The 20,362-nt window shown below is 31.2% G+C and carries 18 protein-coding genes; all 18 read right to left on the bottom strand.

All coding sequences use genetic code 11. The annotated features are described in order from the left end of the window. Positions 1 to 93: 93 nt before the first annotated feature. Positions 94 to 1,452 carry a ribonuclease E/G gene (locus tag KDK92_RS13455; protein WP_250859826.1) on the bottom strand — a complete coding sequence of 453 codons (1,359 nt, stop codon included), beginning with the start codon at positions 1,450 to 1,452 and terminating at the stop codon, positions 94 to 96. A 60-nt stretch (positions 1,453 to 1,512) separates the two neighbouring features. Next, the gene (locus KDK92_RS13450) at positions 1,513 to 1,806 is read right to left on the bottom strand and encodes a sodium ion-translocating decarboxylase subunit beta (RefSeq protein WP_250859825.1); all 294 of its coding nucleotides are present in this window, start codon (positions 1,804 to 1,806) and stop codon (positions 1,513 to 1,515) included. A 40-nt stretch (positions 1,807 to 1,846) separates the two neighbouring features. Continuing rightward, the gene (locus KDK92_RS13445) at positions 1,847 to 2,356 is read right to left on the bottom strand and encodes a GNAT family N-acetyltransferase (protein WP_250859824.1); all 510 of its coding nucleotides are present in this window, start codon (positions 2,354 to 2,356) and stop codon (positions 1,847 to 1,849) included. A 96-nt stretch (positions 2,357 to 2,452) separates the two neighbouring features. Beyond that, positions 2,453 to 2,980 carry a histidine phosphatase family protein gene (locus KDK92_RS13440; protein WP_250859823.1) on the bottom strand — a complete coding sequence of 176 codons (528 nt, stop codon included), beginning with the start codon at positions 2,978 to 2,980 and terminating at the stop codon, positions 2,453 to 2,455. A gap of 194 nt (positions 2,981 to 3,174) precedes the next feature. Next, positions 3,175 to 3,981, bottom strand: a complete 807-nt coding sequence (locus tag KDK92_RS13435; RefSeq protein WP_250859822.1) for a GNAT family N-acetyltransferase — start codon at positions 3,979 to 3,981, stop codon at positions 3,175 to 3,177. A gap of 92 nt (positions 3,982 to 4,073) precedes the next feature. Next, positions 4,074 to 4,376 carry a hypothetical protein gene (locus KDK92_RS13430; RefSeq protein ID WP_250859821.1) on the bottom strand — a complete coding sequence of 101 codons (303 nt, stop codon included), beginning with the start codon at positions 4,374 to 4,376 and terminating at the stop codon, positions 4,074 to 4,076. 178 nt (positions 4,377 to 4,554) lie between these two features. After that, positions 4,555 to 5,244, bottom strand: coding sequence for a Pr6Pr family membrane protein (locus tag KDK92_RS13425; RefSeq protein ID WP_250859820.1), 690 nt, complete (start codon positions 5,242 to 5,244; stop codon positions 4,555 to 4,557). A 76-nt stretch (positions 5,245 to 5,320) separates the two neighbouring features. Continuing rightward, the gene (locus KDK92_RS13420) at positions 5,321 to 6,034 is read right to left on the bottom strand and encodes an AraC family transcriptional regulator (protein ID WP_250859819.1); all 714 of its coding nucleotides are present in this window, start codon (positions 6,032 to 6,034) and stop codon (positions 5,321 to 5,323) included. Positions 6,035 to 6,232: 198 nt separating this feature from the next. Continuing rightward, entirely contained in the window at positions 6,233 to 6,928 is a 696-nt protein-coding gene (locus KDK92_RS13415; RefSeq protein ID WP_250859818.1) for a TIGR03936 family radical SAM-associated protein, read from the bottom strand. Further along, on the bottom strand, positions 6,912 to 8,768 hold the full coding sequence (locus KDK92_RS13410; protein ID WP_250859817.1) for a TIGR03960 family B12-binding radical SAM protein: 1,857 nt from the start codon (positions 8,766 to 8,768) through the stop codon (positions 6,912 to 6,914). Before KDK92_RS13410 ends, KDK92_RS13415 begins: the two co-directional genes overlap by 17 nt. A 139-nt stretch (positions 8,769 to 8,907) precedes the next feature. Beyond that, positions 8,908 to 9,753, bottom strand: coding sequence for a M50 family metallopeptidase (locus tag KDK92_RS13405; RefSeq protein WP_250859816.1), 846 nt, complete (start codon positions 9,751 to 9,753; stop codon positions 8,908 to 8,910). 70 nt (positions 9,754 to 9,823) lie between these two features. After that, the gene (locus KDK92_RS13400; RefSeq protein ID WP_250859815.1) at positions 9,824 to 10,576 is read right to left on the bottom strand and encodes a peptidoglycan DD-metalloendopeptidase family protein; all 753 of its coding nucleotides are present in this window, start codon (positions 10,574 to 10,576) and stop codon (positions 9,824 to 9,826) included. A 145-nt stretch (positions 10,577 to 10,721) separates the two neighbouring features. Further along, positions 10,722 to 11,837, bottom strand: a complete 1,116-nt coding sequence (rodA, locus tag KDK92_RS13395) for a rod shape-determining protein RodA (protein WP_250859814.1) — start codon at positions 11,835 to 11,837, stop codon at positions 10,722 to 10,724. A gap of 321 nt (positions 11,838 to 12,158) precedes the next feature. Next, positions 12,159 to 12,422 (bottom strand): cell division topological specificity factor MinE, encoded by a 264-nt coding sequence (gene minE / locus KDK92_RS13390; protein ID WP_250859813.1) that lies wholly within the window; start codon positions 12,420 to 12,422, stop codon positions 12,159 to 12,161. 11 nt (positions 12,423 to 12,433) lie between these two features. Continuing rightward, positions 12,434 to 13,231: a septum site-determining protein MinD gene (minD, locus tag KDK92_RS13385; protein WP_250859812.1), complete on the bottom strand. Its 798-nt coding sequence runs from the start codon at positions 13,229 to 13,231 to the stop codon at positions 12,434 to 12,436. A gap of 14 nt (positions 13,232 to 13,245) precedes the next feature. Then, positions 13,246 to 13,878 carry a septum site-determining protein MinC gene (gene minC / locus KDK92_RS13380; RefSeq protein WP_250859811.1) on the bottom strand — a complete coding sequence of 211 codons (633 nt, stop codon included), beginning with the start codon at positions 13,876 to 13,878 and terminating at the stop codon, positions 13,246 to 13,248. 278 nt (positions 13,879 to 14,156) lie between these two features. Further along, positions 14,157 to 17,048 carry a penicillin-binding transpeptidase domain-containing protein gene (locus KDK92_RS13375; protein ID WP_250859810.1) on the bottom strand — a complete coding sequence of 964 codons (2,892 nt, stop codon included), beginning with the start codon at positions 17,046 to 17,048 and terminating at the stop codon, positions 14,157 to 14,159. Between the two features lie 402 nt (positions 17,049 to 17,450). Then, positions 17,451 to 20,351 carry a penicillin-binding transpeptidase domain-containing protein gene (locus tag KDK92_RS13370; protein WP_250859809.1) on the bottom strand — a complete coding sequence of 967 codons (2,901 nt, stop codon included), beginning with the start codon at positions 20,349 to 20,351 and terminating at the stop codon, positions 17,451 to 17,453. Between the last annotated feature and the right edge of the window lie 11 nt (positions 20,352 to 20,362).

Below are 20,362 nucleotides of genomic sequence, written 5' to 3'. Positions count from 1 at the left end.
ACGGCTACAAATGGTATTGTAACACAAGAGAAATCTTTTGTAAAGATTTTTATGCTAAAAGTTATTGCTTTTACCACAGGATTATTCTCCTTCTTAATCCACTGTATATCCTATAAGAAACTCATCGCTATAGCTTATAGCTAAGTCTATCTTTTCATGGAAAATTTTATCTCTTATATGGTTTATTTCTTCTTCAAACAAACCTTTAAAATAAGTGTTAAGTTTAATAATCACCCTATCATTGCTTTTATACTTCTTAGGATGTATAGAGCTTCTCACATTATGAATAACTCCAAGAATCAGCTCTCTTGATTCTTCTCTGTTTATCTCTCTTTTACTACAGATTGCACTTTCATAAATATCATCTAGTATCTCATATAGAGTTACACCTTTTCTATTTCTAGCAATTTCCACTAATCCTAGCTCTCTATTAAAAAACACCTTACTTTTTACTGTATCTTCATTCATCTTCTCACTTATCTTTTCAGCAAGAGCTATAATCTCATCTTTATGATCAAAGTTCACAAAATCTATAATTACAATTCCATTAAGATTTCTCTTTAATATCTCTCTACATATAAATTCAGCGTTATCATCATTAACAATTGACTTATCTGCATTTCCACTATTTATATCTATAGAATACAGTGCTTCACCTCTATCAATCACCATACTTCCGCCTTCTGGGAGGAGCACTTTCCTTTCATAACTTTTTACAACATCCCTTATAAAATCTGCAATTTTAAGTCCATTCACATCCATCTTTACGACACTACCAATTATATCTTCACAATTGATGTTTTTAGGACCAGAAGACGTGATAATAGTACCCTCTTCTTTTTCTCCTCTTAATATTCTACCTAGCATTCCACCACTGTTATATATTTTACCCACTTTATTCCAATACTGACCTTTTCTCTTTATTTCTTTAAAATTACTGATAACCCTATCTAAATCCAACTTAAGGGCTTCTATATCCTCACAACTCTTGATGTTACTCCTAACCAGAATCTCCCCTTCAAAATCACGTGAATATTCTTTAAGAGTATTCCATAAGTCCTCTCTTATTTCATCCTTATTCATACTTCTGCTTACTGAGATTTTCTTACGTCCATTCTTTCCAACCGCATATTTTCCAGGTACAGTATATCCTAAAGATATCTTTGCACCTTTTTCGCCTTTTTCACCTCTTATAACCTCACATGTAACATAATCACCTTTTGACACCTTATCAAATTTTTTCAGAGGTAGTATAGCATTCTTCCCGCATCCAATATTAACAAATGCATTTTTCCCACTTTTATCTATGGATTGAATTCTACCTATATGAATATCTCCCTCACTTGCTCCACCTTCAATAATATGTTCAAAAAAACTTTGTACCAACTGCTCATCTTTGTATATTCCTATATATTTATATTTATCACTCTCAAAAATCCTTACTTCACTCAAGTTCTTCACCTCACCACGATTATATCATAGACCTAGGCATATTAAGAACTTTATAAGAAATTAATTATTTGTTTTCTTATATTTGCTTAATAAAAACAACACAGCTGTTATTATTGCAAAAATTATTATTAATGCACCTAAAGAAAGACCACCTGATGCTTTACTTGTAAGAAATATGGCTGTTGGTCCATCAGCTCCGCCAATAATCCCAATAGCCGCTTTCTCTTCCTTTGTAAAAGAAAAACTCAAAAGCGATGGTGATATAAAGTTAAAGAAAATGTATACTAATGACATCAAAATAGTTACAGCACCGCTTGTATATGCTGAGATTTTAAGTATCTTTTGTTTTTTCATTGTTATCCTCCTGGTAATATATTGTTTTTCAATTTTTATATTAATTATTTTCATTATGTATTGTCATAGTATATGAATTAAACTTTGGATTATTTACATCCTCACGAAGTTTATCTTTTATAAATCCTACTTTTTCATAGCATTTAATTGCATTTTTATTGAACTCAAATACTCCTAATACAACTTTATTAAATCCAAATTTATCAAAAGCTTTATTAACAGTTTCCTTAAGTGCTTCTTCGCCATATCCATTACCTCTAAAAGCTTCTTCAATCAAAAATCTCCCAATAACTGCTATATCCGGATTATTTTCAGGAAAAAATAATTCCACTGTACCTATCATTTCATTAGTTTTATCTAACACAATCTTATAAATATTAATATCAGATTTTGAATTTTTATTTTCTAATCTAGTTATAATTTGTTCCTCTGTTATAGGATATGTATAATATCTCCCAGCCCACTGCATCAAAAAGTCTGCATCTTTATCTTTATTCCAATCAATAATATTTATAATATCTTTTTTCTCTAAAGATATTAATTTTATCATTCAAAATTCACTCCTTGTTATTTAATAATTTCAAATAGGGGGGGTAAATCTTTTGCAAGGAACACCCACGCTGGTTTATCTAATTGAGTTGCCCATCTAAATAGCATATTCAATAATTTCTGCATGTCCTATTTCTTTTTGAAATTTAACAGTCCTTATAACCATACCGTGACAAACTACTATGACTCTTTGGTATTTAGAATATTTCTCCAAAACACTTTCCATTCTTCTTGTCATACTCTCGGCCGTTTCCCATACTTTAATTTCATTTTTCGGAGTTATACCATCATGTAGTTCGAAGTCCCTACACAAATCAAAACAATCTTGAGAAGTTTTATGCTGGAAGTTTATTATATCTGGTACCCATTCATGCAAATCGACATCAACTTCTAAATCTATTCCTAATTCCTTTGATAAAATTGCAGCAGTCTGCAATGCCCTTGTGTATGGTGAGGAAACAATAATTTCACAGTTTTTAAGTCTGTTATCTTTAGCCGTTTCCTTTACTCCTTCAATTCCATTTTCCGTTAATGGAGCCAAATCTCTCCCATGTCCAATAAATTTTCTTTCATCCACAGGTTTATATGTTGGTTCTCCATGCCTAATCAAATAAAACATTGTCATTATAAATTCCCCCTAACTTTTATAATAGCTTTTTTAGTACTACTCTTTTTTTAATATTGTTGAAAACTTTTTCTGTATCCCAAACCTTATTATACCATTATAGGTTATATATTTTTCAACATCTTTCTAAAAAAGAGTGCTATGATAAAAATACACACCACTTGGATAGAAGTAGTGTGTATAATTTTTATTTTCTATTTGAACATTACTTCCAGAATACGATGATAAGCATAAAAACCAGAATTCTCTATAGCTTTTTGAGATCCAATATTTTTCATAGTAGTTGAACAAATAGGACGTAACTCATGCTTATAACAGTCTTTCTTTAAATATGATAAGATATATGATCCTAATCCCTTCCTTCGATATTTTTTAGATACCGTAACGCCGAGATTTGCATATTCCTTTTTACTTTCACTAATTCGTCTCTCCCCAGTTCCTATAATCTCATTATCTACTGTAAATAAAAACAATTCACCTTTACTAATAATATCAATACAATAAGGTTTTAACCAACTTCCTGTCATGTTAAGACTATCTTCATGATACTCTAGAACTTTTTCTACTTGTTTATTAGAAGCTATTCTTATTTCAATATTTTCTATGGGATTAATCCTATCTATACAACAATTATCTTTATATAAATATGTGTCAGTACATATTTCATTATTGAAATCTAAAAACAGGGGCAAATTTCTTGTATCAATTGTATTAACATAACCCTTTTCTATGTTGTATTTTTCTAAAATATATTTAAAGATTTCTTTTGATTTACCTATAAACTCATCTTTAATAAAAAATTGTAGCAACACATTATCCTTATCTAAACAAAAATATCCAGCGTCATTATTTTGAAAAATTATTCTATAATAATCAGATACACCAATAATTGCCTTTTCCCACATATCATCCATTGGTTCAACTAGATACTCATAGTATTTTTGTATAGTTTTATTAATTTCTTCTTTAGTGGTTCTTTTAATCTCTGCTATTTGATGCATTAATAATCCTCGCTTTCAATTTTAATAATCATTACAACCCCAATAAAATATTCCCCATTAATTTCACTTAATCCTCAATCATATTACAATTTTTATTTAATAAACCCTTTTCTTTTACTTATTACTTTTAACAAGGAATTTATTGAATGAAAAATTAATATTAATAATAAAACATACATAGTGTCTATATTACAAAACGTAACTATTAAGCCTAATATTATTAAGTATGCAGAATTTATAATTGAAAAGTATAGTTGTAATCTTAAGAAACTTTCTTTTTTTATAACAATCATATTCTCCTTACGATTATAAATTGTTACTTTATTTCTGTATAAAATAGAATAACTTAAGTAAATTACTCCAATAATAACCAAAACTAACCCTTCCCAATTCAACTCTTCACCTCCTCTATTTAATATAAAGCTTTTTTTGTATAATAATCCTTATTATACCATTAATACTTATATCTTTTTCATCATCTTTTTTAAAAATAGAGCTATGTTAAAACTACACACCACTTGTCTAAAAGTGATGTGTAGACATTTTAAGTATTTCTATATTTAAAATTTATTTTTATCTACTTATCTCATTGTTCTTGCTCTTCAAAATTCTACTCTTTCGTCCCTGAATAATACTATTACATTTTATATAAAACATTCCCATAAGGAAGAATAAAATGGACAATATGAAAACTCTCATAAATACTCCTGAGTAACCGATTGAAGGTACGTGTAAAAAAGGATACATGTATTTACCTGTTATTTTACCATAAATCATTACATATATAACATAGCATGAAGGGTATATCAACCACTTCACTGCATTTTTATAATTCTTCTTCGTCTGCTTTCCATTTATAAGTTCACAAGCTAACCAATCTATTATAAATGCTACAGGAGTTATATAATGAGTGATAAATGCTAAAACAGATTTTATTCCTGTTGGAGACCATAACCCCTGTAACATCAATGCATATATTACAAATGTAAAGGTTATATACATGGTTATTCCTGTTTTCAATACACTATTATCAGTTTTAACTTTTCCTTTTTTAATCCAATACATCAATGCACATGTAATCCATATCAAAACTAACAGGTTGGTTTGAATGGTATAATGGCTTATTGAATCTAATAATGCCATTGCTGCACTTTCTCCCTGTGCACGAGTTATTATCTTCATAGTAAAACTTCCCATTATACCAAACCATCCTACTAGGACTATCATCAATCTATAAACACCAAGTAATTTTTCTTTTTTCATATAATCACCATCCTTGATCATATGATATCAATTTATTAACTTATGGTCTTTAAATATTTGTGCATCTTTTATATTATTATTGCGTCTTTGACATATACTCTGTTGGAGTCATATTTTCTATCTTTTTAAAGGTGCTTGTAAAATATTGTACATCGTTAAATCCTACCATTCCTGCCGTATCCGTCATTGAGTATTTTCCTGATTCAATAAGATGCTTCGCTTCATCAATTCTTATCTTTTGTATATACTCTGTTACTGTTCCCTTCATTTCTTTTTTGAACTGCCTTGAAAGATGAGATGAATTTATATGAAATATTTCTGATAATGTACTTGTACTCAAATTTTTTCCAAAATTAACCTTTATGTATTTACAAATATCTTGTATTGTTTTACTGCATCCTCTTGCCTCATTTTTAAACACTGCCGATGCATATTCTTCAACAAGTGAATGAGTTTTTCTTTTTATAAATTCTATATCTTGGGCATTCTGAATATTATTCTTAAATTCATCTCCTATGAGCAATACCTCGATTGGCGAAACTCCTCCATTTATGGCAGCCCCTCTGAGACTTATATTGAATATATTTGCATATTCTTTCCAATGTTTTAATGTATTTCTATTATCATTAATTTTGTATGATAATAGTTTTTCAAAATAGATCAGTGCTTTTTCAGTATTTCCACTTTTCACATAATGAGTTATATTGCCTTTAATATCAAACACTTGGTTTATGATTTCACTGTATTCGGCTAATGCAATTTTCTTTTCTGTATTTTTATTTTTAGACATTAAAGAATTACTCCTCCTTATATCCCCAAATTCTATAAAGTATATTCTTTACTACAATATCTTTATAATAACATATTATCTTTAGTTTCAAATTCAACTTTTGAGTAATTTCCAATTAAACAAAAAGGTTCTGACCTAAGTCAGAACCTTTCTAATCTATTCTTTTTTCTTTATTCTTTGATTTCAATCATTTGTAGTTTATCCAAAGTATCTTTCTAATTCAACAAGTGTTCCATCCTTATCAGCATACATTTCATTTCTTTCCACATATACAAATGCCTCTGCATCAACACCTTCTATATTTTTAGAAATGTACTCACCTAAAAGGTTTGCTGAAAGATTTGATCTACTTCCACAGTTAACAAGAGCATTTAGTATAAGAGAATCCTCCATAGGCCAGAATTTCAAATCTTTAATCAAAGGCTTTATATCAGCTTCCTTCAACCCTTTCTTGCTCTTCTTAAGCGTCACGAAACTTTCCTTTTTCATAAGCTCTTTTAGTGATTCCTCTGCTTTTTTAGAATCAGTACACTTTAATTTAATTCCATATCTTGCCGCATCTATAAGTGCCATAGCTTGTGGAGCCTTTTTCTCTGTAATAACCTTGCAAGCATTTAAGAATTTAATTCCACCAACTGTAACCTCATTTAATCTCTCAACTAAATCTTTTTCATCCATTTCTTCCTCTAATACAAGATCAAGATATTCACCTTTTGAACTCATACCAACCGATAATGGCTGAGCTATAGACATTATAATATGTGGGTTATATCCTTGTGAAAATGCAACATATATCTCACTTCTTCTTATTAATCTTTGTATTGTTTTCATTAAATCAAGATGCGCTAGAAATTTCAGCTTATCTTCTTTAGTATATTTAATCAAGTAACGCATTCTCAAAGCACACTCCTTCCCCAAATGACTTATTAATTCCGCAACCAAGACATGCTTCTCTACAATCTGGTGAAGTTAAAGCAACTTTAGCTTTTTCATTTTCATCAATAAGGAATTGCTTTGTTACACCGATATCAATGAAATCCCATGGAAGAATCTCTTCATAACTTCTCTCTCTATATGCGTAGAATTCACCATCAACTCCGCAATCTTCCATTGCTTGTTTCCATATATCAAACTTAAAGTGTTCACTCCATCCATCAAACTTTGCACCTAATTCATAAGCTCTTATAATAACGTCACATATTCTTCTATCTCCACGTGACACAACAGCTTCCATGAATGATACATCTGATGCATGATAGTTATAATTTATAGCTTTTCTTTTTATACTATCCTTAAGTTTATATATCTTTTTAAGTACACTCTCTTTTCTTTCCTGTGGTGCCCACTGGAAAGGAGTAAATGGCTTAGGAACAAGTATTGATGTACTAATTGTTACTGTAAGTCCTTTTTTTCTCTCTTCCTTAGGAACAGCATAATAAGCATCTACTACCTTACTACCTAATTCACCTATTCCCAATACATCATCAAGATTTTCATATGGAAGTCCTACTATGAAGTATAACTTAACTCTTGACCATCCTGCCTTAAAGGCACTACTAGTCGCATTTATTAAATCTTCTTCAGTAACATTCTTATTTATTACATCTCTCATTCTTTGTGAACCTGCTTCAGGAGCTAAAGTAAGTCCTGTTTTTCTTACCTTTTGAATCTCCTTTAAAAGATCAACAGAGAAAGAGTCAATTCTTATTGAAGGAAGTGAAATACCAATTCTTTTTTCTTCAAATCTGCTACTAAATTTATTAATAAGGTTAGTGATATCAGAATAATCACAGATACTCAATGATATCAATGAAGTCTCATTATATCCTGTTTCCTTTAATAACCCTTCAGCTTGTTCTAATAAAGTCTCTGTTTTTTTCTCTCTTACTGGTCTATATATAATACCTGCCTGACAGAATCTACATCCTCTTGTACATCCTCTGAATGCTTCAAGTGTTACTCTGTCATGCACAACTTCAGTGAATGGTACAATAAGTTTATTAGGAAATTCTACCTCATCAAAATTCTTAATTATTCTTTTTTTAACAACTGCTGGCACATCATCATATAAAGGCTTGAATTCTTTTATTGTTCCATCCTCATTATAATCTACAGTGTATAAACTTGGAACATAGAAACCTTCAATATGACTTGCCGCTCTTAAGAATTCCTTCTTACTTTTCCCTTCTGATTTAAATTGTTTGTATAAATCAAGAAGATCATTAAGCATCTCTTCTCCCTCACCTAATGCAACTATGTCAACAATATCATATAATGATTCAGGATTATAAGCACATGGCCCACCAGCAAGAATTATTGGTTCTTCCTCACCTCTTTGTGATGCTCTTAGTGTTATTCCTGACATATTCATCATATTTAAAATATTTGTATAACTCATCTCATATTGTAGAGTGAAATTTACTATATCAAATTGATTTAGAGGATCTTTACTTTCTAGAGCATATAAAGGAATATTATTTTCCCTCATTTCCTGTTCCATATCATTATATGGAGCATAAACTCTCTCACAATAAGTATCTTCTCTTTGGTTTAATGTATAGTATAAAATCTTACTTCCAAGATGTGACATTCCTACTTCATAAACATCTGGGAAACAAAAAGCAAATCTTATATCAACAAAATTCTTGTCTTTTTCAATTGAATTCAACTCTCCCCCAACGTATCTAACGGGCTTTTCCACACGACTTAAAATTTCATCAGTGATTCTGTTCATTATTATCCTCCTGTATGTGTGTATTCATTATAATATAATATCACAAGCACATTAAGAGGTAAAGTATATATACTCTTCACTGTTGCAAACTCTCATTCATATCTACGCAAAGCTATCTATCAACCAAAATTACCCTAATTTATAAAGTCTTCAAAAATTCTCTTAAGGGCACATTACCATAATTTTTCAAACCTTTTATAAGTTCATCTTCATAGAACATATCAACCACCTGCATATCATCATTGAGAACTAAAAAAGTACTAAATCTATATTTATCCACATATCCCATTGCATGAAGTAAATCTATATTCTCATGTATGCATATTGTCCTTCCCTCAATATATTTCTTTTTTATAAACCTTACTTTCTTTCTCACCATATCCCCCATTATCAAAAATGCTGATTTTTTCATTTCAGTATAAGAAGCTAGAATTATAAATAATGTTATAAGCCCAAATGAAATATTCTTCTCTCCACTAAAAACAACTGTAAAATAAAAAAGCATAAACACTATGCCTATTATTAAGCTAATTGTATATGCTATCCTATTAGCTTTCTTGAAATTCATCTTACATCCCAATACCCCTCTCAATACTCTTCCCCCATCTAACGGATAAGCTGGTATAAGATTAAAAAGCCCAAGTGTCAAATTGCTATAATACAAAGTTTTATAAATCTCAACTCCCTTATTTCCACTCCAAAGCAATAATGATACCATAGCAAGCATTAAGTTAAAGAGAGGACCTGCAATACTTATTATTATATCTTCACGTGGCGTAACGTCATTCAAACTATCCATTTTTAATACTAAACCAATAAAAATAAAACTTATCTTCCCCTTGTCATATCCCAATATCCTTGCTGCTATATAATGTACTAATTCATGGAGGAACACTAGGAGAAATGCTATCAAAATCTTTCCTTGAAACCCTAAGATGAACAATAAAAGAATATAAGCTACAACAACTAAAAATTTCTTTACCATTCTCCCTCCTCAATATTATTAAAACTACTCTATCTATTTATTATTAAATTATTTCAGATTTAATGAATATTCAAATTCCATTAACAGTCATATATTTAGCAGGATTTTTTTCTTTCCCCATATAGAGTATTTTAAACACAACTGCAAACTTTTTATTATCATCTATAGCCGCGGAACCTATAACCTCTCCTGTCTCTATGAAATCTTTTTCTTTATAATACACTCCACTCAAGTTACCATAAACCGTTTCTACCCCTCTTCCATGATCTATTGTAACTGTCATCTTCCCATCTTCCTCACTTGTTATTTTCTTTATCTTTCCCTCATAGGAACTTTTAACAACTCCATTATATTGACTACTTATAATCAATTCCTTCTCGCTATCCATATTATCAGCATTTAGTACTTTCCCATTTATAGGAAGAAGAAACTCTTCCTTGATTAGCGAAAATGCTCCACCACCAGTTATATCATTTACTACTCCATCTATTTTCTCAATACAACTCTCTTGGAATCCCTTAAATGAAAAGTTCTTTACCTGATCACTCATATCCCAAGTTACTAAATATTTGTTCATATTCCCTCTTATTGTGGCGTTTACCTTCTCTCCAAAATATGGACTAAGTATGTATATACCTACAACTATAACTACAACTATAATCTGATATATAAACTTATCAACAAAACTCATTCTCTTCGCTGCATATCTCCTACGATAATTTTTACTATCTGCCCTATCCCTATACACATCATGTTGCCGCCTCTCCTCTACACCCGAAACCTGTTTATAATAATTTTTGTACAACTCATTATAATTTCCCATAGTATCCTCCATTGTAATAGTTTCATTCATTCTAATTTATATTTTCATCAATGAAAAAATATTACAAAAACACGTTTCACACATTTAACCAAATGTTAAAAAAAGACACTTTAAGAATTTCTTAAAGTGCCTTAAGTTTATTTATTTAAAAATTTATTTTCTTTCTTCTCATTCCAATATTCAATACTAACCCAATTCCTATAAAATTAGTTAACATCGAACTTCCTCCATAACTCAATAAAGGCAATGTAATACCTGTTATAGGCATTAACCCAATAGTCATACCCATATTTTGAAATATAGAGAACAAGAATGATGCTGTTATTCCTATACATATTATCTTTCCAAATATATCTTTAGATTTTTTTGAAATGTGTATAAATCTTACGATTAGGTATCCATATAATAAAAGAATAAATATGGCACCCATGAGCCCCCATTCTTCCCCTATTACAGCGAAGATAAAATCTGTATGGGATTCTGGTACAAACATATATTGACTGCCATTACCATAACCTAGCCCCGATGCTCCTCCTGATCCAATCCCAATTAATGATTGTTTCAACTGGAAGCTATAGTCCTTTGAATATGCTTCTGGGTTTATAAATGCTACTAATCTACCTTTCCAATAGGGCTTCATAAGAGGAGAATTCCAAATAACTACTATCAAGCCAATTACCCCAGTAAGTCCCCCAACTATCACCCTCAAATCTAATCCAGCAATGAAAACTATCCCAAGGACAGTAAAGAAGCAAACCATAGTCATACCCATATCAGGTTGTTTTAATATGATAGCCATAGGGATAAATGCATAAAAACATATGGTAAGAAAATTTTTAAGATTATTTATCTTTCCTTCCATATCATCTAACTTCTTTGCCAACATGATAATGAGCGCAAGTTTTGCAAACTCCGAGGGTTGAATTGCTCTACTACCTATGCTTATCCATCCAGTTGCACCATTAACTGTATCACCAATAAATTGATTTATTATTAATAATATTATACTAGACCAATAAATGAGAGGAGCATAATTTGCTATAACCATATAATCTATCAAAATTATAAAACCAACAGCTATCAATCCAATAACCAACCAAGACATCTGAAGCTTGAAATACTGAATTCCTGCATATCTTTTTGTATCACTATAAATATTTATGGCTCCAAAAAGAACCAACATACTGCACACTATCAAAACGTCATAGCTTAAATATCTAAAAAGTTTTTTATTAATCCTAATGTTTAATTTATGCAACATACACAATCCTCTTTCTTAACTACTGTAATCTCTTATTAAATTATATCATACATATTTCACAATCATAATTCAAATTTTGTAAAAATATTATTAATTTGTACCACATATTCCATTCTCGTTATGTATTATTGACACTATATGGCTGATTTCATCAATTTCAATAACCTCATAAACAAGTACAATCAAAAAGAAGTTACAAATTTTCATCATAACTCCTTAAAACCTTCTTCACTTCAATTTTATTAAACATCATTCGTTAATGTACTCGAGCAGCACAGCAAGTCTTAGCGACGATGAGATTGGGCTTTTTCAACAGCCTGATTACTTGATTCTTTTTATTGGTATACTAGCAATCAATGCTGGTGACCCATCTGGTATCTCATCCTTGTTAGCCATTTTTACATCTACTTCCCCATCATCAATCTCAACATATTTTGAGATGCATTTCAATATATCCGTCTTAATATTCTCAAGTAAATCCGGTGATAAATTTGCTCTATCATGAATAAGGATAAGTTTCAATCTATCAGATGCCATGTCCTTAGCTGATGTTTTACTAGAAAATAATTGCTTCAACAAATCCATTTTAAACCCTCCTACTTCACTTTAAATAACTTCTTAAGAGTCGACATAAACCCAGTACCAGCACCTGATAAGTCAAGTAGAGGTATCTCTTCTCCAGTTATTCTCTTAGCAATATTTACAAAAGCCTGTCCTGCCATTGCCTCATTATCTAGTGCAATAGGCTCACCCTTATTTGTAGCAATAGTTACACTCTTATCTTCAGGAACAACCCCTATAAGTTTAATAGCAAGGCAATTGATTATATCATCTACTCCAAGCATTTGACCTTTTTGAGTCATCTCATAGTTCATTCTATTTACAATAAGTTTGTGATTTTCAAATCCCTTTGAATCTAGTTTACCAATAACTCTATCTGCATCTCTAACAGATGTTATCTCAGGATTAACTACTACAAGAGCTCTATCAGCTCCAGCAACAGCATTCTCAAATCCTTGCTCTATTCCCGCTGGACAATCTATCAATACATAATCAAATTCTTCTTTTATTGTATTAGTAAGTTCTAACATAGCATCTCTACTTATATCAGTTTTATCCCTAGTTTGTGCAGTAGGTAATAGAAACAGACCTTCGAATCTTTTATCTTTTATAAGTGCCTGCTTTAATTTACATTTTTCTTCTATGACATCAACAACTGTATAAACAACCCTATTTTCTAAACCCATCAAAACATCAAGGTTTCTTAATCCCGTATCACCATCTATAACAACAACCTTTTTTCCTAATGATGCAAGTGCTGTCCCAATATTAGCAGTTGTAGTAGTTTTTCCAACTCCACCTTTGCCTGATGTTATAACGATAGCTTCTCCCATTCTGCTCCCTCCATCTATAAAAATTTATTTGGTAAATATGGTTCTATTATTATCTCTCCATTTTTTATTTTTACAACCTCTGGATAGCTTGGTTTAAATTCTTCTTCTGCCGAACGTGATATGTACTCTCCAATTCTAACCAGTGTTGGTTGCATATTAAGCGCAGCAATAATCGCAGAATTATTACCATTACATCCAGCATGTACCACACCTTTAAGTGAGCCCATTACAATGATATTCCCCTGTGCTGTCACTTCTGCGCCTGGATTCACATCTCCTATGATAACTACATTCCCATTATAATTTATTACTTGTCCACTTCTTACGCTTTTTCTAATAAACTTTGTCCTACCCTCATAGATTCCACTAAAACTCTTTTTGTTAACTTCTTTAAACTCCTTAAAGGTACATTCTTTTACTTCCAATTCATTGTACAAGAAAGCCTTTATCTCATTAATTGCTTTATCACTTAGCTCACTTAATTGAGTTGTAAGAATCAAAGACGAATTTTTATAAAACTTCTTTGAGGACTTTAATTTCCCTTTAAACATATGTAACATGTGCCTATCATCTTCAAATGCATCAAGATTGATTACAATATTAAGTCCTTCACTATATCCTTTGATTGTTATCCCTTTTGGTTTCATAATCTTATCTACCCTTCTGCTGTTACATTTTAAAAGCTGTTAATCCCTCTTTTCTTAAATATTCAACACAACTCAATAAAGTCCTTCTCGTTTCCACTTTTTTTGCCTATTTTATTTTACATTTATTTTAATTAAAAGCTACAATTCATTAGAACATAAGCTTAAATGACAAAAGTAGCTAAGAGTTCTAAAATTTCTTTAATACAAAACCCTTAAAAGAAATGTAGAGTTAAGAACGTTAAACAATAGATTCTCAACTCTACACTCTCAACTATGTTTTATTCTTCTTCCTGTTCTTTAAGCATAAATTCATACTCAGGATTTATTTTCAAAATTTCCTCTTTAAAATATTCTTCGTAGATTGCCTTTGCAACCTTAGCACTATATCCTCCATGTCCACCATCAAAGATTTCTACACTAACTGCTATTTCTGGATTTTCATAAGGTGCAAACCCAATGAATGTAGCATATGATGTCCTTCCATATTCTTCTTGATTTGTTTGGAATGTTGCAGACCCAGTTTTTGCTCCATTCTTAATAGGAAAATCTTTAAAAGTAGAATATGCAGTACCATTTATATTGCTTGTAACCTGAAGCATTCCTTCTTTTACAGTATCAACAGTCTCTTGACTAACTCCTGTTTCATTAATAATCCTTTTATCTTTAGAACAATCTTCAATCCTCTTACCATCTGCATCCATTATTTCTTTTACAAGATATAATTCTCGCCTATATCCACCATTAACAAGGCTAGCTATATAGTTAGCAAGCTGAAGTGGAGTGAATTGATTCTTCCCTTGTCCAATTGCAGCATTATAGAGATTTACTCCACTTTTATTTTCTGATCTAGCATCATATAATGATGCTGTAATGGTTTTTATAATCCCTTTAATATCTTTTTCGCTATATAGCTCCCCATATTCTCGTTTTTTTTCAATAAGTTCTCTAACTTTTATATCTATATCTGTGGTATCAATCTTATCCTCACTAGTCATCTGTTCTTTTATACTACTAGTTAAATCCTTCTTTATTATAAATACCTCTTCACTGTCCTTATCATTATCAGGTATTATATCAATCGGTTTATATTCCCCTACCCATATGGATGCTTCTCCTTTTAAGAGGTGTTCATATAAGGTTTGAGTGTATGATACACTGTTTATTCTTTTACCAAAATCATAATAATAAACTGGACCAAATCTTTCCTCTATCTCAATTCCAGTTTCAATATTAGGATTCTGATCTTCCATATTAGCACCTAATCCAAATTTCCAAGCATATTCTGCTAATATATCTAAGCTTTCCTTTGTTCCTACGCCTTTTTTTTCAAATAGACGGTCTGCAACCTCAAAGAAATAGTAGTTATTTGAATCTCTAATAGCTTCAACAATATTTTGATTCCCATGACTACCTCTATACACATTATACATCCAACTTGCACCATTAAAATTTTTATATCTCTTTTTATATGGTCCTGCATCATATATTTTTGTTTCTGGAGTTATAACCCCCTCTTCTAACCCTGCAACAGCTGACAACACCTTAAAAGTGGATCCTGGAGGTATAAGTGATTGAGTTGCATAATTATAAGCGGGTTTTGGTCTAGTACCATATTTATCAGTTCTATATCCATTCTTATCCTTTGGATACATCTCATCCATTAACATCTTAATTTTTTCCCACATAGCTTTATCTTTAAGTCTTTTACCATTGATTTCATCCAGCTTATAAAGCTCGTGTTTATATATGTACTCAAGACCAAATTTTTCAATATCCGGCATAAATATTTCTTTATAAGTTGCATTATCAAGTCTACCTGGAACAGTATGGAGGTTAAGATCAATCCCTGGTCTACTTGCAAGTGCAAGTACTTCACCAGTATTTACATTTATCACTACAGCTGCACCTCTTGTTGCATTAGACTTATCAACATCATCTATGGTTTTTTTATCTGATTTATATTTACCAAGTTCTCTCATATATTCCATTGTCTCATCTAATGCTCTCTCTGCTGCCATCTGCAGTTTATAATCAATTGTAAGTTTAATTGAATTTCCTGGAGTTGCTGGTCTTTCTCCTAAGGTTTTCACCTTTCTTCCATCCAAATTCACCTTAATACTCTCTTCCCCTCTAATTCCTTTCAAAACATTTTCAAATTTGCTTTCCAATCCAGTTATTCCTATATAATCATCATGAATAACATACCCTCGCTCTTCATACTTCTCTTTGTTCTGCTCCCCAATTTTTCCAACATACCCCATAACATTTGAAGCAACTTCATTATAAGGATAATATCTTATAGGTTGTTTCTGAATTGAAATTCCAGGTAATTCCGATTGGATTTGTTCAAATATATATGATGTTTCACTCTTTAGATCTTTTGCAATTACACTAGGTCTATGCCCATTAAAACTTTGCATTTTCATGGTATCTTTAACTATCATATATTTTCTTATTACATTGCTATCTACTTTATTTATAAGTTCATCTACAAGCTTATCTTTATCATTCAAAAGACTTTCCCACTCTTTATCTGAATAGTCATCCTTGATTATATTGAATAATTCATACTTCTTTATAAGACTCCTATATATATACTCAGGCGTCATATCTTTCAATTTTTCATCTATATAACCAATCTCACTTTCATTTAAATCAGCTAGTTTCTTCCCACTAAAATCTTTATATAGAACTTCATAATTAAACCCTCTATCATTTTTAAATAGCCTCTCCACCTGTTCTTTCCACTTATCTGTAACCCCAAATTCAAACCTTACTGGATCAACTTTTAAAGGGAATCCATCTGTAATATCCTCTCCACTTTTATCTAAAATCTCAAAGACCTCATCCATTGTCTGAAAAAATTTATCCTTACTTTCCTTTGTCTCTGTAAAAATTAATGTGAATCCTAATTTATTAGTAGCCAACACTTCTCCATTTCTATCGTAAATTTCCCCTCTTGGAGCAGAATAAGATACCATTTTATGACTACCACTACTTGCATATTCTCTATACATATTAACATTTACTACTTGTAAGTTTATCAACTTACCAATTATTGCCCCAAATATCAAGCACATAATAATGATTAACACTGTGTCCCTTGAAATTTTTTTTTTTTGTTTGATTTCTTTTCTATTTAATAATTCCGACTCCAGATTTACAGTCACCATCCCCACCCCTTAATCTTACACAATTCATATACCCTTAAATATTGTCTATAGATTTCTTATTTTAAAATCGATAAACTAAATTTCCTGATAAAATATGTCTATGTATATAAGTTCAATATTTATATGTAAATCCCTTCTTATTTGTGATAATATCCCTAATTTCAACAAAATTAGCAAATATGTATTTGCTCGTTTCATCCTGGATAAGACTTCAATCTGTGATATTGATTTTTATACTAAAAGTCCTTTTATTAATACTAAGGACATATATGGGGGTCATCAAGATTTATATCACCAAACGAACTAAGGGAACCAATTCTGGTTCCCTTAAAAGTACTATATTATTAACATTATTTTGAACATACCCAATAAAAAATATCATACTAAAAATACAATATTTTATTCTTTTTCCGTCTCCGGTTTTTTAAGCATAAATTCGTACTCAGAATTACTTTCTAAAATTTGCTCTTTGAAATATTCCTCATAGACTGCTTTAGCAACTCTTGCACTGTATCCTCCGTGCCCTCCATCAACTATAACAACACTAATTGCAATTTCAGGTTCTTCATATGGTGCAAATCCCACATATGTTGAATATGCTGTTCTACCATATTCATCTTGATTTGCTTGATATGTTGCAGATCCTGTTTTCCCTCCATTTTTTATAGGAAAATTTTTAAATGTACTGTATGCTGTACCTGCTGGTGTGCTTGTAACTTTCTGCATACCTTTCTTAATAACTTCAACAGTCTCTTTACTTACATTTGTCTCATTAAAAATGATATTTTCATTACCAAAATCCTCTATAACATTCCCTTCCGAATCCACTATCTTCTCAACAAGATGAAGCTTATATCTATATCCACCATTTACTAATGTAGCAATATAATTAGCTAATTGCAATGGAGTAAACTGATTAATTCCTTGACCTATAGATGCATTATAAAGATTTACGGCACTTTTAATCTCTGTTCTAGCGTCGTTTATAGATGAGCTAATAGCCCTCTTGATACCTTCAATGTCTTTATCAGTGTATTGCCCTCTATATTCTTCATTCTTTTCAATCAGTACTCTTATACTCTCATCTATCACAGATAAATCCGCATCCTTCACACTCATCATCTCTTCTTTGATAGCACTCGTTAATTCTTTCTTTATAGCATATACTTCTTCACTATCTTTCTCTTCATCAGGAACAATATTTATTGGCTTATATTCACCAACCCATATTGATGCAGTCCCATTTATCAAATGATCATATAAACTCCAAGTATATACCTTACTATGATATCTTTTACCAGAATCATAATAATACACTTGACCAAAAGCTTCATCAATCTCAATTCCTGTTTTAGCCTTTGATGCTGGATTTTCCATGTTAGCACCTAATCCATACTTCCATGCATATTTACCCAACATATCCAAACTTTCCTTCGAACCTTCTCCACCTTTTTCATATAACCTATCAGCAACTTCAAAGAAATAGTAGTTATTGGAGTCTCTTATAGCATCTTGAACATCCTGATTACCGTGACTTCCTCTATATAAGTTATACATCCAACTGGCACCTTTAAAATCCTTATATCTTTTAGTATATGGACCCGCATCATATATCTTTTCTGTAGGAGAGACTACAGACTCCTCAAGTCCCGCTACCGCAGTAAGCATCTTAAATATTGAACCTGGTGGTACTCTTGATTTTGTGGAATAGTTAAATGCTGCTTTTGGGTATATGTCATATCTATCTTCTCTAATTCCATTTTTATTTTCGGGAAATAATTCATTGAATATAACATCAATGCGTTCTTCCTCCGTAAGATCCTTTAAATCTTTTCCATTGATTTCTTCATTCTTATACAGTTCATGCTCCATGACATACGCCATTCCAAACTCTTCAAGATCCGGACTGAATATAGACTTATAAGTAGCAGAATCAAGTCTACCAGGTACAGTGAAAAGATTCAAATCTATTCCAGGTCTACTAGCTAATGCCAATACATCGCCAGTCTTAACATCTATAACTACAGCCGCGCCTCTTGTTGCATTGGATTTATCAACATCATCCAGTGTTTTTTTATCTGCTTTATACTTTCCAAGATCTCTCATATAAGCCATAGTTTGATCCAGTGCTTCTTCTGCTGCCATCTGCAGCTTATGATCAATAGTAAGATAGATAGACTCTCCAGGTGTCGCTGGTCTCTCTCCCAGTGTTTTCACCTTTCTTCCATCCTTGTTTACCTCTATGCTCTCTTCGCCTCTTGTTCCTCTTAGAATATTCTCATATTCATTTTCTATACCCGATCTACCAATATAATCCTCATGAACATCATATCCACGCTCTTCATATAACCCTTTATATTGCTCGTCAATTTTTCCAATGTATCCCACAATATTTGATGCTAATTCTCCATATGGATAATATCTAATTGGTTGTTTTAATATTGAGATTCCAGGAAGTTCCGCCTGAATTTGTTCAAAAATATATGCTGTTTCAATCTTTAAATCATTAGCAATAATTATTGGTCTATAACCCTTATAACTCTGCATTTGAATATTGTCTTTTACCACCATATATTTTCTTATTTCTTCATGTGGAACCGATTCAAGAAGAAGATCTATTAAAGATTCCTTATCCTCTAAAAGCTTCTTCCACTCTTCATTAGAAAATTTATCTTTCATAATATTGTATAGGCTATATTTTTTTATTAGAGTTCTAAATACTTCTTCAGCCTCTATTATCTTCAGCTCTTCTTCTATTACTTTAAGTTCTTCATCATTTAAGTCCGGCATATTCTTGCCTTTGAACTTTTCTTTTAGTACAGCATCATCAAATCCACGATCCTTCTTAAATCGTAGTTCTGACCACTCTTCCCATTCTTCTGCAACGTTAAACTCAAATCTTATAGGATCTACTTTTAAGGGAAAATTCTCAGATAGGACCTCCCCATTTTCTTCAAGAACAGCAAAAACTTCCTTTATTGTTAAAAAGAAGTTTTCTTTACTTTCACTAGTTTCAGTGAAGATAAGACTAAAACCCTGTTTATTTGTGGCAAGAATTTCCCCATCTGTATCATATATATTTCCTCTTGGAGCAGAATTAGAAATTACCTTATGTCGACCATTGTTAGCTTTCTCTCTATAAACCTCTACGTTAAATACTTGTAAATAGATCAACTTTCCCACTATGGTAGCAAAAATCAAACACATAGTAATAACCACAGCTGTATATCTAGTAAACTTCTTCTTTTGTTTCTTCTTCTTTGGAGTTTTTAACTCCTTGTAATCTTCTTTATTATTCACATGTTCACCAC

Origin of the sequence: Oceanirhabdus seepicola (assembly GCF_023684385.1) — a bacterium.
GTDB classification, from domain to species: Bacteria; Bacillota; Clostridia; order Clostridiales; family Clostridiaceae; genus Oceanirhabdus; species Oceanirhabdus seepicola.
The sequence above is the reverse complement of the archived record's forward strand: the minus strand, read 5'-3'. Positions and strand labels throughout refer to the sequence as shown.